Below are 13,158 nucleotides of genomic sequence, written 5' to 3'. Positions count from 1 at the left end.
CAGGTCAGGTTAGCTTTACCTAAGTGACGCAAGGCACCGTCGGTCGAGCCGGACGCGGCTTGCCCGGTCCTGAAGAATTACGCAACAATGGCGTTGTGAAAAACGTCGGCGAGGCTCGGGAGGCTCCCATGGGTGCCCCACAGGAGGAGCTCGCGACCGGTGAGCGGTCCACCCGCAACCGCGTCGCGCGGTCCATCCTGGACCACGGCCCGTCGACCGTCGCCGAGCTCGCCGAGCGGCTGCGCCTCACCCAGGCGGCCGTACGCCGGCACCTCGACGCCCTCGCGGGCGACGGTGTCGTGGAAGCACGCGAGCAGCGGGTCTACGGCGCGCGCACCCGCGGCCGCCCCGCCAAGGCGTTCGCCCTGACGGACTGCGGCCGGGACGCCTTCGACCAGTCGTACGACAAGCTCGCGGCGGACGCGCTGCGCTGGATCGCCGACCGCGAGGGCGGCAACGAGGCGATCGCCGCCTTCGCCCGCGCCAGGATCGCCGCACAGGCGGGCGCCTACCGCGAAGCGGTGGAGGCCGCGCCGTCCGAGAAGCGGACCGAAGCGCTGGCCAAGGCCCTGAGCGCGGACGGGTACGCTGCTACGGCGCGCAGCGCGCCCCACCCGCAGAAGGGTGAACAGCTCTGCCAGCACCACTGCCCGGTCGCCCACGTCGCCGAGCAGTTCCCCCAGTTGTGCGAGGCGGAGACGGAATTTTTCGCCGAGCTGCTCGGTACGCATGTACAGCGGCTCGCCACCATCGCGCACGGCGACGGCGTCTGCACGACGTTCATCCCCAAGATTTCCCACACCACTGATAACGCATCTGCAAGCACGGCCGGGAGGAACCCCGCATGACTCTCCCCACGGAGACTGCCCACCCTGAGCTCGAGGGCCTGGGCAAGTACGAATACGGCTGGGCCGACTCCGACACGGCCGGCGCCTCTGCCAAGCGCGGCATCAACGAGGACGTCGTCCGCGACATCTCCGACAAGAAGAGCGAGCCGGAGTGGATGACCAAGCTCCGTCTCAAGGGCCTGCGCCTGTTCGAGAAGAAGCCCATGCCGAACTGGGGCTCGGACCTGTCGGGCATCGACTTCGACAACATCAAGTACTTCGTGCGCTCCACGGAGAAGCAGGCGGAGTCCTGGGAGGACCTGCCCGAGGACATCAAGAACACGTACGACAAGCTCGGCATCCCCGAGGCGGAGAAGCAGCGCCTCGTCGCCGGTGTCGCCGCCCAGTACGAGTCCGAGGTCGTCTACCACCAGATCCGCGAGGACCTGGAGGAGCAGGGCGTCATCTTCCTGGACACCGACACGGCCCTGAAGGAGCACCCGGAGCTCTTCAAGGAGTACTTCGGGACCGTCATCCCCGTCGGCGACAACAAGTTCGCGTCGCTGAACTCCGCCGTGTGGTCGGGCGGCTCCTTCATCTACGTGCCGCCGGGCGTCCACGTGGAGATCCCGCTCCAGGCCTACTTCCGCATCAACACGGAGAACATGGGCCAGTTCGAGCGGACCCTGATCATCGTCGACGAGGGTGCCTACGTGCACTACGTCGAGGGCTGCACCGCCCCGATCTACAAGTCGGACTCGCTGCACTCCGCGGTCGTCGAGATCATCGTCAAGAAGAACGCCCGCTGCCGCTACACGACCATCCAGAACTGGTCGAACAACGTCTACAACCTGGTCACCAAGCGTGCCGTGGCCTACGAGGGCGCGACCATGGAGTGGGTCGACGGCAACATCGGCTCGAAGGTGACGATGAAGTACCCGGCCGTCTACCTGATGGGCGAGCACGCCAAGGGCGAGACCCTGTCCATCGCCTTCGCCGGCGAGGGGCAGCACCAGGACGCGGGCGCCAAGATGGTCCACATGGCACCGAACACGTCGTCCAACATCGTCTCGAAGTCCGTCGCGCGCGGCGGTGGCCGCACCTCCTACCGCGGTCTCATCGAGATCGGCGAGGGCGCCCCGGGCTCGAAGTCGAACGTGCTCTGTGACGCGCTGCTGGTCGACACGATCTCCCGCTCGGACACCTACCCCTACGTGGACGTCCGCGAGGACGACGTGTCCATGGGGCACGAGGCGACCGTCTCCAAGGTCTCCGAGGACCAGCTCTTCTACCTGATGAGCCGCGGTCTGTCGGAGGACGAGGCCATGGCCATGATCGTGCGCGGCTTCGTCGAGCCCATCGCCAAGGAGCTCCCCATGGAGTACGCGCTGGAGCTCAACCGGCTGATCGAGCTGCAGATGGAAGGCGCGGTCGGTTAATCCCACCGCAGTCCATCAAGCCCTTACGTAACGGAAAGCGAGCACTACGACAGCCATGGCTGAGGCCCAGAACATCCCGGTGGGCGCCACCACCACCGGCTCGATCGCGGTGGCGGCCGAGTCGACCGTCGCCACCCGCATGAGCGCGCCCCCCTCCTTCGACGTGACGGACTTCCCCGTCCCGCACGGCCGGGAGGAGGAGTGGCGGTTCACCCCGCTGGAGCGCCTGCGCGGTCTGCACGACGGCACCGCCGTGGCCAACGGCAACGGCGTGAAGGTCGATGTCCAGGCCCCCGAGGGCGTCACCGTCGAGGCCGTCGGCCGCGACGACGCGCGGCTCCGCAAGGCGGGCACCCCGGTGGACCGCGTCGCCGCCCAGGCCTACTCCGCCTTCGAGAAGGCCTCGGTCGTGAGCGTTCCGAAGGAGACCGTCCTCACCGAGCCGATCCGCATCGCGGTGCACGGCGAGGGCGGGACCGCCTTCGGCCACCAGGTGATCGAGCTGGGCGCCTTCGCCGAGGCCGTCGTGGTCATCGACCACACCGGTGACGCGGTGCTCGCCGCCAACGTCGACTACCTCCTGGGCGACGGCGCCAAGCTGACCGTCGTCTCCGTCCAGGACTGGGACGAGAAGGCCGTCCACGTCGCCCAGCACAACGCGCTCGTCGGCCGCGACGCCTCCTTCAAGTCGGTCGTCGTCACCTTCGGCGGCGATGTCGTCCGGCTGCACCCGCGCGTGAGTTACGCCGGCCCCGGCGGCGAGGCCGAGCTCTTCGGCCTGTACTTCACCGACCAGGGTCAGCACCAGGAGCACCGCCTCCTGGTCGACCACAACGTCCCGCACTGCAAGTCGAACGTCGTCTACAAGGGCGCGCTCCAGGGCGAGGAAGCGCACGCGGTGTGGATCGGTGACGTGCTCATCGAGGCCAAGGCCGAGGGCACCGACACGTACGAGATGAACCGCAACCTGGTCCTCACGGACGGGGCGCGCGTGGACTCCGTACCCAACCTCGAGATCGAGACCGGCGAGATCGTCGGCGCCGGCCACGCCTCGGCGACCGGCCGCTTCGACGACGAGCAGCTCTTCTACCTCATGGCCCGCGGCATCCCGGAGCACGAGGCCCGTCGTCTCGTGGTCCGCGGCTTCTTCGCCGAGCTGGTCCAGCAGATCGGCCTCCCGGACATCGAGGAGCGCCTGATCGCCAAGATCGAGGAAGAGCTGGAGGCGTCGGTGGCATGAGCCTCGCATTCGTACGCGTCTGTGGCCTGAGCGAGCTGGAGGACGACACCCCGAAGCGGGTGGAACTCGACGGCACGCCCATGTCCATCGTGCAGACCGAGGGCGAGGTGTTCGCGGTGTACGACATCTGCTCGCACGCGAACGTCTCCCTCTCGGAGGGCGAGGTCGACGACTGCCACATCGAGTGCTGGCTGCACGGCTCGCGCTTCGACCTCCGTTCCGGCAAGCCCGACGCCCTTCCGGCGACGCGCCCCGTCCCCGTATACCCCGTAAAGATCGAAGGGGACGACGTGCTCGTCTCCCTCACCCAGGAGTCCTGAGGCACCCATGGCAACGCTTGAAATCCGAGACCTGCACGTCACCGTCGAGGCCGACAACGCCACGAAGGAGATCCTCAAGGGCGTCGACCTCACCGTGAAGCAGGGCGAGACGCACGCCATCATGGGCCCGAACGGCTCCGGCAAGTCGACCCTCGCCTACTCCCTCGCGGGTCACCCGAAGTACACGATCACCGGCGGCACCGTCACCCTCGACGGCGAGGACGTCCTGGAGATGTCCGTCGACGAGCGGGCCCGCGCCGGCCTGTTCCTCGCCATGCAGTACCCGGTCGAGGTCCCGGGTGTCTCCGTGTCGAACTTCCTGCGCACCTCCGCCACCGCCATCCGCGGCGAGGCCCCCAAGCTGCGCACCTGGGTGAAGGAGGTCAAGGAGGCCATGCAGCGCCTCAACATCGACCCGTCCTTCGCCGAGCGCAACGTCAACGAGGGCTTCTCCGGCGGTGAGAAGAAGCGCCACGAGATCCTCCAGCTGGAGCTGCTCAGGCCGAAGGTCGCGGTCCTCGACGAGACCGACTCCGGCCTGGACGTCGACGCCCTCCGCGTCGTCTCCGAGGGCGTGAACCGGGTCCGTGAGACGGGCGAGGTCGGCACCCTGCTGATCACCCACTACACCCGCATCCTCCGCTACATCAAGCCCGACCACGTGCACGTCTTCTCCGGCGGCCGGATCGTCGAGTCCGGCGGTGCCGAGCTCGCCGACAAGCTGGAGGACGAGGGCTACGAGGCATACACGAAGGGTGGCGCATCCGCGTGACACAGCTGCCGGGCCTCCTCGACACTGAGGCGCTCCGCAAGGACTTCCCGATCCTGGACCGCCAGGTCCATGACGGTAAGAAGCTCGTCTACCTCGACAACGCCGCGACCTCGCAGACCCCGCGCCAGGTCATCGACGTCCTCGACGAGTACTACGAGCAGCACAACGCCAACGTCCACCGTGGCGTGCATGTCCTCGCCGAGGAGGCCACGGCGCTGTACGAGGGCGCGCGCGACAAGGTCGCGGAGTTCATCAACGCGCCCTCGCGCAACGAGGTGATCTTCACAAAGAACGCCTCGGAGTCGCTCAACCTCGTGGCGAACATGCTGGGCTGGGCCGACGAGCCCTACCGCGTGGACTCCGAGACCGAGATCGTCATCACGGAGATGGAGCACCACTCCAACATCGTGCCGTGGCAGCTGCTCGCGCAGCGCACGGGCGCGAAGCTGAAGTGGTTCGGCCTCACCGACGACGGCCGCCTGGATCTGTCCAACATCGACCAGGTCATCACGGAGAAGACGAAGATCGTCTCCTTCGTGCTGGTCTCCAACATCCTGGGCACCCAGAACCCGGTCGAGGCGATAGTGCGCCGCGCCCAGGAGGTCGGTGCGCTGGTGTGCGTCGACGCCTCCCAGGCCGCGCCGCACATGCCGCTGGACGTACAGGCCCTCCAGGCCGACTTCGTGGCCTTCACCGGTCACAAGATGTGCGGTCCGACCGGCATCGGCGTCCTGTGGGGGCGGCAGGAACTCCTGGAGGACCTGCCTCCGTTCCTCGGCGGCGGCGAGATGATCGAGACGGTGTCGATGCACTCCTCGACCTACGCCCCGGCGCCCCACAAGTTCGAGGCGGGCACGCCCCCGATCGCCCAGGCGGTCGGACTCGGCGCGGCGATCGACTATCTCAACTCGATCGGCATGGACAAGATCTTCGCCCACGAGCACGCGCTCACCGAGTACGCGGTGAAGCGGCTCCTGGAGGTCCCCGACCTCCGGATCATCGGCCCCACCACGGCCGAGGAGCGGGGCGCGGCGATCTCCTTCACCCTCGGGGACATCCACCCGCACGACGTGGGCCAGGTTCTCGACGAGCAGGGCATCGCGGTCCGGGTCGGCCACCACTGCGCGCGGCCGGTCTGCCTGCGCTACGGAATTCCCGCGACCACGCGAGCGTCGTTCTATCTGTACTCCACGCCGGCCGAGATCGACGCACTGGTCGACGGCCTGGAGCACGTACGGAACTTCTTCGGCTGAGAGGCGTGCGGAAACCGTGAAGCTGGATTCGATGTACCAGGAAGTCATCCTGGACCACTACAAGAACCCGCACGGGCGGGGCTTGCGGGACGGCGATGCCGAGGTGCACCACGTCAACCCGACGTGCGGCGACGAGATCACACTGCGCGTGAAGTACGACGGCACGACGATCGAGGACGTCTCGTACGAGGGCCAGGGCTGTTCCATCAGCCAGGCGAGCGCGTCCGTACTGAACGAACTTCTCGTCGGCAAGGACCTCGCCGACGGGCGGAAGATCCAGGAGACCTTCCTGGAGCTGATGCAGTCCAAGGGGAAGCTCGAGCCCGACGACGCGATGGAGGACATCCTGGAGGACGCGGTCGCGTTCGCCGGGGTGTCCAAATACCCGGCCCGGGTCAAGTGCGCCCTGTTGAGCTGGATGGCCTGGAAGGACGCGACGGCCCAGGCCCTGGGCGAGGCCGACGCCGAAAGGAAGACGACGGCATGAGCGAGACCATCGAGATGAAGCCGGCCTCGGAGGACGAGGTCCGCGAGGCCCTGTACGACGTCGTCGACCCCGAGCTGGGCATCGACGTCGTCAACCTCGGGCTGATCTACGGCATTCACATCGACGACGCGAACATCGCGACGATCGACATGACCCTGACGTCGGCGGCCTGTCCGCTCACCGACGTCATCGAGGACCAGGCGAAGTCTGCCACGGACGGCATCGTGAACGAACTGCGCATCAACTGGGTCTGGATGCCCCCGTGGGGCCCCGACAAGATCACGGACGACGGCCGGGAGCAGCTTCGGGCTCTCGGGTTCAATGTCTGAGATCGCTGAGATCCACTGAGATCCACGCATGACGAAGGGGCGGCACCCTCCCGGGTGCCGCCCCTTCGTCATGCTCGGTCCGGCGCGGCTCAGTCCAGCCCGGCCACCAGCCTGAACGACGCGTCCGCGCGGTACTGCCCGTGGTGCTGGTACGGGTCGAGGCGGAGCTGGAAGTTGCGGTGGCGCAGGAAGCGGCCCGGGTAGTTCACCGACTCCAGCATGACCGTGCCCGAGGGGTACACGGGGCGGGGGCAGAAGGTGGCGTCCTTGCGGAAGAGGGCCGAGCCGTCGTCGGCGTCCTTGACGAGGACGAAGCTGCGGTGGCGGAGGTAGCGGCCGTCCGCGGTGGTGAAGGAGTAGCAGGAGGAGTCGGCGAGGCCGGCGACGCGCCGGAAGGTGGCGTCCTCACGCTGCTCGGGGCCGGAGCCGATCGAGTCCAAGCGCACATAGCCGTCGCGCACACGCCAGTAACGGTCGGGGTAGTTGACCGAGCGTATGGATATCCCGTCGGACTTCGGGGGCTTCGGGGCCGGTGAAGTCCGGTCGGACTCCGAGGGCTTCGGTGCCTTCGGGCGCGGCTTCGGCGAGGCGCTCGGGCTGGTGGATGCGCTCGTCGTCGGGGTGGGCGACGGGCGTCCGCGGTCCTTGCCGGGCGTCTGCGTGGCGTTCCCGGAGGGCGTCGCGAAGGAGATCAGGCCGCCCGGGGCCGAACTGCTGAGTGTCGTCGGCTCCGCCGACTCGGGTGCGGGCTCGCCGGCCTGACTGTCCATCACGGCGATCGCCGTCACGCACGCGGTGACCGTGGCCAGGGCGAGGACGCCCGCCAGCCAGAGTCGTCGCGTACCCGGTGCCCGGGTGGTGTCCGGGGCCCAACCGCTTTCCCACGGACGGTCCTGTGGCGGCCGGGACTTGTCTTCTGTCATGCGCTGGTTCCTCCATCGGGGCACCCTTGACGGCGGCGCAGTTGTGGTGGCCCGGTGTGTGATCGGTGACACCGTAGTGGACGTGTGGGATCACCGGGGGCGTTTGGTGAGAGCGGTTTCCGTCCTGTGATGTGTACGGTCGTACAGATGGTGTGTACGCTTGTACATATGGGTTATCTGCTGCTGGCTACGGCCATAGCCGCCGAAGTGGGTGCGACGACTGCCATGAAGTACAGCGACGGCTTCAGCAGGCTCGGGCCCTCGCTGCTCACGCTCGTCGGCTACCTCGTCTCCTTCGCGCTGCTCGCGCAGACGCTGAAGACCGTCTCCGTCGGCACGGCCTACGCCATCTGGGCCGGAGTCGGCACCGCGGCCATCGCCACCATCGGTGTCCTGTTTCTCGGAGAGGGCGTGACCGCCGCCAAGGCCGCCGGTATCGCGCTGATCATCGTCGGGGTCGTGGTGCTGAACCTGGGAGGCGGTCACTGATGCCCCGGCGCTACGACCCCGAGCGGCGGCAGCGGATCATCGACGCGGCGATCCGGGTCGTCGGGGCGAAGGGAATCGCGGGGCTGAGCCACCGCAGTGCCGCCGCGGAGGCCGATGTGCCGCTCGGCTCCACGACGTACCACTTCAGAACCCTCGACGAGCTGCTGGTCGCCGCGCTGCGGCAGGCCAACGAGGGCTTCGCCAAGGTGATCGCCGGGCGCGGCGGACTGACGGACCCCCGGACCGATCTGGCGGCGGAGCTGGCGGCATGGGTGGGGGAGTGGCTCGCGGGCGACCGTACCGGCGTCGAGCTGGAGTACGAGCTGTATCTGGCCGCCCTGCGCCGGCCCGCCCTGCGGCCCGTCGCCGCCGAGTGGGCCGAGGGGGTCGCCGAGTTGCTGTCCCGGCGCACGGATCCCGTCACGGCGCGGGCGCTGGTGGCGGTGGTCGACGGGATCTGTCTTCAGGTGCTGCTGACGGGGGCCGCGTATGACGAGGAGTATGCGCGGGGGGTGCTGGGGAGGGTCGTGGCGGGTAGGGCGCCGCGTGGCGCCGACCAGCGGGGAGACGTACCGCCCGGCACGTGAGACGCCCCCGTACCGGTTCGCATCGACCGCCGTCCGCCGGTTAGGTTGCCCTCATGACCGACACGACTGCTCCTCGCACCACCGGCGCCGTGGCCGCCGGCCTCGCCACGATCGCCGCCGACGGCACTGTCCTCGACACCTGGTTCCCCGCGCCCGAGCTGTCCGACGAGCCCGGCCCGTCCGGCACCGAGCGGCTGTCCGCCGAGCGTGCCGCGGAGCTGCTCGGCGGCGGCGCGACCGCCGCGGTCGGCCCGGACGCCCGCCGGGGCGTCGAGGTGGTCGCGGTCCGCACGGTCATCGCCTCGCTCGACGAGAAGCCGGTCGACGCGCACGACGTCTACCTGCGCCTGCACCTGCTCTCGCACCGTCTGGTGAAGCCGCACGGCCAGAGCCTCGACGGCATCTTCGGCCACCTCGCGAACGTCGCCTGGACCTCGCTGGGCCCGGTCGCCGTCGACGACCTGGAGAAGGTCCGCCTCAACGCGCGCGCCGAGGGCCTGCACCTCCAGGTGACGAGCGTCGACAAGTTCCCGCGTATGACGGACTATGTGGCCCCCAAGGGCGTCCGTATCGCCGACGCCGACCGGGTCCGCCTCGGTGCGCACCTCTCCGAGGGCACCACCGTCATGCATGAGGGCTTCGTCAACTTCAACGCCGGCACGCTCGGCACGTCGATGGTCGAGGGCCGTATCTCCGCGGGCGTCCTGATCGGCGACGGCTCGGACATCGGCGGCGGCGCCTCCACCATGGGCACGCTGTCCGGCGGCGGCAACGTCATCATCTCCATCGGTGAGCGTTGCCTGATCGGCGCCGAGGCGGGCGTGGGCATCGCCCTCGGCGACGAGTGCGTCGTCGAGGCCGGCCTCTACGTCACCGCCGGCACCCGCGTCACCATGCCCGACGGCCAGATCGTCAAGGCCCGCGAGCTGTCCGGCGCCTCCAACATCCTGTTCCGCCGCAACTCGGTCACCGGCACGGTCGAGGCCCGGCCGAACAACGCGGTGTGGGGCGGGCTGAACGAGATCCTGCACAGCCACAACTGATCGGCGTCGGTCATCGCCGAGCGCCCTCCCGGGTCCGAGGACTGCCGGGAGGGCGCTCGTGTGTTCGCTGTCATTTCGCCGCCTTGACCTCAAGCAAAGTCGAGGTCCTAGCCTCCTGGGCAAGTGATCGATATCTGGGGCAGGAGCGGGCGGCATGATTCTCGTGACCGGTGCGACCGGGAACATTGGAAGGGCTCTGCTGGGGGAGCTGAGCCTGGGGGGCGCCGCGGCCGTGCGGGGTCTGACGCGGGATGCGGGACGGGCAGCGTTTCCTGAGGGGGCCGAAGTCGTCGAGGGCGATCTCGCTCGGGCGGATTCCCTGAAGGGCGCGCTGGAGGGGGTGCGTTCGCTCTTCCTGCTGTCGGGGACGGGGGCTGAGGAGGAGGTTCTCGCGGCTGCCCGGCAGGCGGGCGTGGAGCATGTGGTGCTCGTGTCGTCGATCACCGTGCAGACGCATCCGCACCTGGCCGCGGCCGGCGCGAACCTGGCCGTCGAGCGGTTGCTCAAAGGCAGCGGCATGGCCTGGACGGTTCTGCGGCCGACGCAGTTCGCCTCGAACACCCTGTGGTGGGCGCAGTCGATCCGCGAGGAAGGCGTGGTCCGCGCGCCGTATGCGGACATCGGGCTTCCCGCCGTGCACCCCGCGGACATCGCGGCGGTCGCTCGTGCGGTGCTGACCGAGCCGGGGCATCGAGGGCGGACGTACGCACTGACGGGGCCGGAACGCGTCACCGTCCGGCAGCAGGTCGCGGCCGTCGCGGCGGCTCTGGGTCGGGTGGTGACCCTCGTTGAGATCAGCCCGGAGGAGGCACATCGGCAGCTGGCTTCCTTCATGGGGGACGAGACCGCGAACGCGGTGCTCGATCTCATGGGCGGGGACGTCAACGACGAGTTGCTGATGGTGCGCGACACGGTTGCGCAGGTCACCGGTTCCGCGGCCAGATCGTTCCGGCAGTGGGCGGCGGAGAACGCTGCCGCCTTCCGCTGACGTGGGTCGCGTGCGTACGGATTATCGGGCGTGACCTCGTGACGGGCCAGGCAGATGAACCGGTGGACGCAGGGTCCGATCTGACGCCGAACCGATGAAACGAGGACCGGGCATGAGGAACGACCGGGGCATGAGCGACGAGCGGGAGCGGGTTGTGGCGCGTTGTCCGGAGCGGGGTGTGGCGCGTTGTCCGGAGCGGGTTGTGGCGCGTTGTCTGGCCGGGGCGGTCGCGGCACTGGCGGTGTGCTGGCTTTCGGCGGGGGCCGCGCACGCCGACGAGACCAACACGAACTCGCACAACGGCCACCGGTTCGGTCTGGTCAACGTCAGCACCGGCCAGGTCGACGATCCGGCGGAGGACGTGCTGGAGCACACGCTGCTGTTCGGTGACGGGTACGGCTGGAACTGAGCCGGGGGACGGCTGCGGGTGGTCGGGGTCCGTATCGCAGGTGGTGCGGTGCGGGCCCGGTCCGTTTCGGGGGGCTGGTCAGGTGGTGGCCAGGGTCCTGTGGAGCGACAGCAGCGCGTCGGTCGTGGTGTGGTCGGCCGGGAGTAGGGGAGGGCGGACCGGGCCTGCGGGGAGGTTCAGGGCGGTGAGGAGTGCCTTTGTGGTGACGGTGCCCGGGAGGCCTGCCGACATGATCGCCTCGATGAGGGGGGTGGCCCGCTGCTGGAGGTGGGCCGCCTGTGTGGTGTCGCCCGCGTCGAACGCGTCGAGGACCGCTCGTAGGTGACCCGGGATCACGTTCGCGACCGTGCTGACGTAGCCCGTGCCGCCTACGGCGTACAGCGCGAGATTGTGCTCGTCGCAGCCCGCGTAGTACGCCAGGTCCGTGCGGGCCAGGGCCTTCTGGGCGCCCAGGAAGTCGTACGAGCAGTCCTTGACCGCGACGATCCGGGGGTGTTCGGCGAGGCGGAGGATCGTCTCGGGTTCGACGCGGGTTCCGGTGCGGATCGGGATGTCGTAGAGCATGAGCGGGAGTTCGGTGGCGTCCGCGATCTCGCGGAAGTGGGCCTCGATCGCGTCCTGCGGGGGTCTGCTGTAGTACGGCGGGATCACCAACAGGCCGTCCGCGCCCGCCTTTTCGGCCTCCCGGGCCAGGTCGGCGGTGTGCCTTGTGTCGGCGGTGCCGATGCCCGCGACGATCGATGCCCGGTCGGTCACGGCCTCGCGGACGGCGGCGATCAGGGTCGACTTCTCGGCGTCCGTGGTGGTGGGGGATTCGCCTGTCGTGCCGGAGAGTACGAGGCCGTCGCAGCCGTTTGCGATGAGGTGGGCGGCCAGGTGCTGGGCGCCGTCCAGGTCCAGGGTTCCCGTCTCGGTGAACGGGGTGATCATGGCGCAGAGGGTGCGGCCGAATGGTGTCGCCGTCGCCGTCGCCGTCGTCATCGTCGTCATAGGCAGTAGTGTCGGCGGCTTGATTGTGTAGCTCCACTTAAATTTGCTACCAGGTGTTGATTAGATTTACTTCGAGGTTGTGTGAGGGTGGTTCGGGTACTCGGGGGTTCCTACTTCGAGAGGAGGCGGAACACTGTGACCGGGACCATGGAACATCGGGTCGTGCACGACGAGCACCACTCCGTGGGCGAGCTCGTCGGACAGGCCGCAGAGCAGCTCTCTCTGCTCGTGCGGCAGGAAGTGGCTCTCGCCAAGGAGGAGCTGGCGGAGAAGGGGCGGCGTGCGGGGCGTGGCGGTGGGCTGCTCGGTGCGGCGGGTGCGGTCGCCTATGCCGGGTTCCTCGCGCTGGCGGGGACGGGGGTCGCCGCCCTCTCGCTGGTGCTGTCCGTGTGGGCCGCGGCGCTCATCGTCACGGGGGTGCTGTTCGTCATCGCGGCCGTGCTGGGTGTGGTCGGGCGGGGGCAGCTGCGCCGGGCCACGCCTCCGACGCCTGAGGAGGCCCTCGGCAGCGTGAAGGCGGACGTGGAGGAGATCAAGGAAAGGGCGCATCGATGACGGACGCGACGGGTGGGGCCAAGGGGCCCGATGAGCTGCGGCGGCAGATCGAGCGGACTCGGAGTGAACTCGGCAATACGGTGGAGGAGTTGGCGGGGAAGGCGGATGTGAAGGGGCGTGCGCGGGCGCGGGCGGCTGATCTCCGGGACAAAGCCGGGGCGATGACGGTGCAGTTGCGCAGCAGTGCGGTGGAGGCTGGGCATACGGTGCAGGACAGGGCGACGCATGCGGGGCCTCGGCCGGTGCGGAACGCTGTTCAGGCCGGGTTGCGGCATCCGCGGCCGGTGCTGGTGGTGGGGGCGGCTGCGGGGGCCGTGGTGGCTGTCGGGGTGATGCGGCGGAGGCATCACGGGCATCGGTGAGCGGCGGGTGCCTGCGGCGCCTGTGCGGGTGGGGTGGGGGTGCGCGTAGCGCCATCTCGCCGGGGGTGGGTCGGGGGCGCGCCCGGGGGGGGGCGGCCGCGGCACCGCGCGCTGGGGTGTGGGGCCGCCAGGCGCTGGGGTGTCG

General features: G+C 69.1%; 17 protein-coding genes. 15 read left to right on the top strand and 2 right to left on the bottom strand.

Annotated elements, in window-relative coordinates:
- The first annotated feature begins 95 nt into the window (after positions 1-95).
- From ACFT32_RS39260 to ACFT32_RS39225, 8 genes are read left to right on the top strand one after another with little or no spacing between them, the layout of a single operon-like run.
- Positions 96-848 carry a helix-turn-helix transcriptional regulator gene (locus tag ACFT32_RS39260; RefSeq protein WP_382498730.1) on the top strand — a complete coding sequence of 251 codons (753 nt, stop codon included), beginning with the start codon at positions 96-98 and terminating at the stop codon, positions 846-848.
- Positions 845-2,266 (top strand): Fe-S cluster assembly protein SufB, encoded by a 1,422-nt coding sequence (gene sufB / locus ACFT32_RS39255; RefSeq protein WP_382498728.1) that lies wholly within the window; start codon positions 845-847, stop codon positions 2,264-2,266. Before ACFT32_RS39260 ends, sufB begins: the two co-directional genes overlap by 4 nt.
- A gap of 55 nt (positions 2,267-2,321) precedes the next feature.
- Complete coding sequence (sufD, locus tag ACFT32_RS39250) at positions 2,322-3,506, top strand: Fe-S cluster assembly protein SufD (RefSeq protein ID WP_382498725.1); 1,185 nt, start codon at positions 2,322-2,324, stop codon at positions 3,504-3,506.
- Positions 3,503-3,826: a non-heme iron oxygenase ferredoxin subunit gene (locus tag ACFT32_RS39245; protein ID WP_189731059.1), complete on the top strand. Its 324-nt coding sequence runs from the start codon at positions 3,503-3,505 to the stop codon at positions 3,824-3,826. The genes sufD and ACFT32_RS39245 overlap by 4 nt, the downstream gene beginning before the upstream one ends.
- A 7-nt stretch (positions 3,827-3,833) precedes the next feature.
- The gene (gene sufC, locus ACFT32_RS39240) at positions 3,834-4,598 is read left to right on the top strand and encodes a Fe-S cluster assembly ATPase SufC (protein ID WP_382498723.1); all 765 of its coding nucleotides are present in this window, start codon (positions 3,834-3,836) and stop codon (positions 4,596-4,598) included.
- Positions 4,595-5,851: a cysteine desulfurase gene (locus ACFT32_RS39235; RefSeq protein WP_382498721.1), complete on the top strand. Its 1,257-nt coding sequence runs from the start codon at positions 4,595-4,597 to the stop codon at positions 5,849-5,851. The genes sufC and ACFT32_RS39235 overlap by 4 nt, the downstream gene beginning before the upstream one ends.
- 16 nt (positions 5,852-5,867) lie before the next feature.
- Positions 5,868-6,338: a Fe-S cluster assembly sulfur transfer protein SufU gene (sufU, locus tag ACFT32_RS39230; RefSeq protein ID WP_382498719.1), complete on the top strand. Its 471-nt coding sequence runs from the start codon at positions 5,868-5,870 to the stop codon at positions 6,336-6,338.
- Entirely contained in the window at positions 6,335-6,667 is a 333-nt protein-coding gene (locus ACFT32_RS39225; RefSeq protein ID WP_184596910.1) for a metal-sulfur cluster assembly factor, read from the top strand. Before sufU ends, ACFT32_RS39225 begins: the two co-directional genes overlap by 4 nt.
- An 89-nt stretch (positions 6,668-6,756) precedes the next feature.
- On the opposite strand, the gene ACFT32_RS39220 is transcribed toward ACFT32_RS39225, so the two are convergent.
- A complete protein-coding gene (locus ACFT32_RS39220; protein ID WP_382498717.1) occupies positions 6,757-7,590 on the bottom strand; it encodes an AbfB domain-containing protein in 834 nt (277 codons plus the stop codon).
- Positions 7,591-7,758: 168 nt separating this feature from the next.
- Here ACFT32_RS39220 and ACFT32_RS39215 point away from each other — a divergent pair, with 168 nt between their 5' ends.
- The 5 genes from ACFT32_RS39215 to ACFT32_RS39195 all read left to right on the top strand — a co-directional run bounded on the left by ACFT32_RS39215 (position 7,759) and on the right by ACFT32_RS39195 (position 11,106).
- The gene (locus ACFT32_RS39215) at positions 7,759-8,079 is read left to right on the top strand and encodes a DMT family transporter (RefSeq protein WP_382498715.1); all 321 of its coding nucleotides are present in this window, start codon (positions 7,759-7,761) and stop codon (positions 8,077-8,079) included.
- Positions 8,079-8,666, top strand: coding sequence for a TetR/AcrR family transcriptional regulator (locus tag ACFT32_RS39210; protein WP_382498713.1), 588 nt, complete (start codon positions 8,079-8,081; stop codon positions 8,664-8,666). The genes ACFT32_RS39215 and ACFT32_RS39210 overlap by 1 nt, the downstream gene beginning before the upstream one ends.
- A 53-nt stretch (positions 8,667-8,719) precedes the next feature.
- Positions 8,720-9,709: a 2,3,4,5-tetrahydropyridine-2,6-dicarboxylate N-succinyltransferase gene (dapD, locus tag ACFT32_RS39205; protein ID WP_382498711.1), complete on the top strand. Its 990-nt coding sequence runs from the start codon at positions 8,720-8,722 to the stop codon at positions 9,707-9,709.
- A gap of 154 nt (positions 9,710-9,863) precedes the next feature.
- Positions 9,864-10,697: an SDR family oxidoreductase gene (locus ACFT32_RS39200; protein ID WP_382498709.1), complete on the top strand. Its 834-nt coding sequence runs from the start codon at positions 9,864-9,866 to the stop codon at positions 10,695-10,697.
- 130 nt (positions 10,698-10,827) lie between these two features.
- Positions 10,828-11,106 carry a hypothetical protein gene (locus ACFT32_RS39195; RefSeq protein ID WP_382499177.1) on the top strand — a complete coding sequence of 93 codons (279 nt, stop codon included), beginning with the start codon at positions 10,828-10,830 and terminating at the stop codon, positions 11,104-11,106.
- Positions 11,107-11,184: 78 nt separating this feature from the next.
- Here the strand turns inward: ACFT32_RS39195 and dapA are convergent, their stop codons facing one another.
- On the bottom strand, positions 11,185-12,087 hold the full coding sequence (gene dapA / locus ACFT32_RS39190; protein WP_382499175.1) for a 4-hydroxy-tetrahydrodipicolinate synthase: 903 nt from the start codon (positions 12,085-12,087) through the stop codon (positions 11,185-11,187).
- A gap of 144 nt (positions 12,088-12,231) precedes the next feature.
- Here dapA and ACFT32_RS39185 point away from each other — a divergent pair, with 144 nt between their 5' ends.
- Together ACFT32_RS39185 and ACFT32_RS39180 are read left to right on the top strand one after the other, a co-directional pair.
- On the top strand, positions 12,232-12,651 hold the full coding sequence (locus ACFT32_RS39185; RefSeq protein ID WP_359897222.1) for a phage holin family protein: 420 nt from the start codon (positions 12,232-12,234) through the stop codon (positions 12,649-12,651).
- The gene (locus ACFT32_RS39180; RefSeq protein WP_382498707.1) at positions 12,648-13,013 is read left to right on the top strand and encodes a DUF3618 domain-containing protein; all 366 of its coding nucleotides are present in this window, start codon (positions 12,648-12,650) and stop codon (positions 13,011-13,013) included. Before ACFT32_RS39185 ends, ACFT32_RS39180 begins: the two co-directional genes overlap by 4 nt.
- Positions 13,014-13,158: the final 145 nt, after the last annotated feature.

Origin of the sequence: Streptomyces sp. NPDC057002 (assembly GCF_042673825.1) — a bacterium.
Taxonomy (GTDB): Bacteria; Actinomycetota; Actinomycetes; order Streptomycetales; family Streptomycetaceae; genus Streptomyces.
This window is presented reverse-complemented; position numbering and strand designations above follow the sequence as displayed.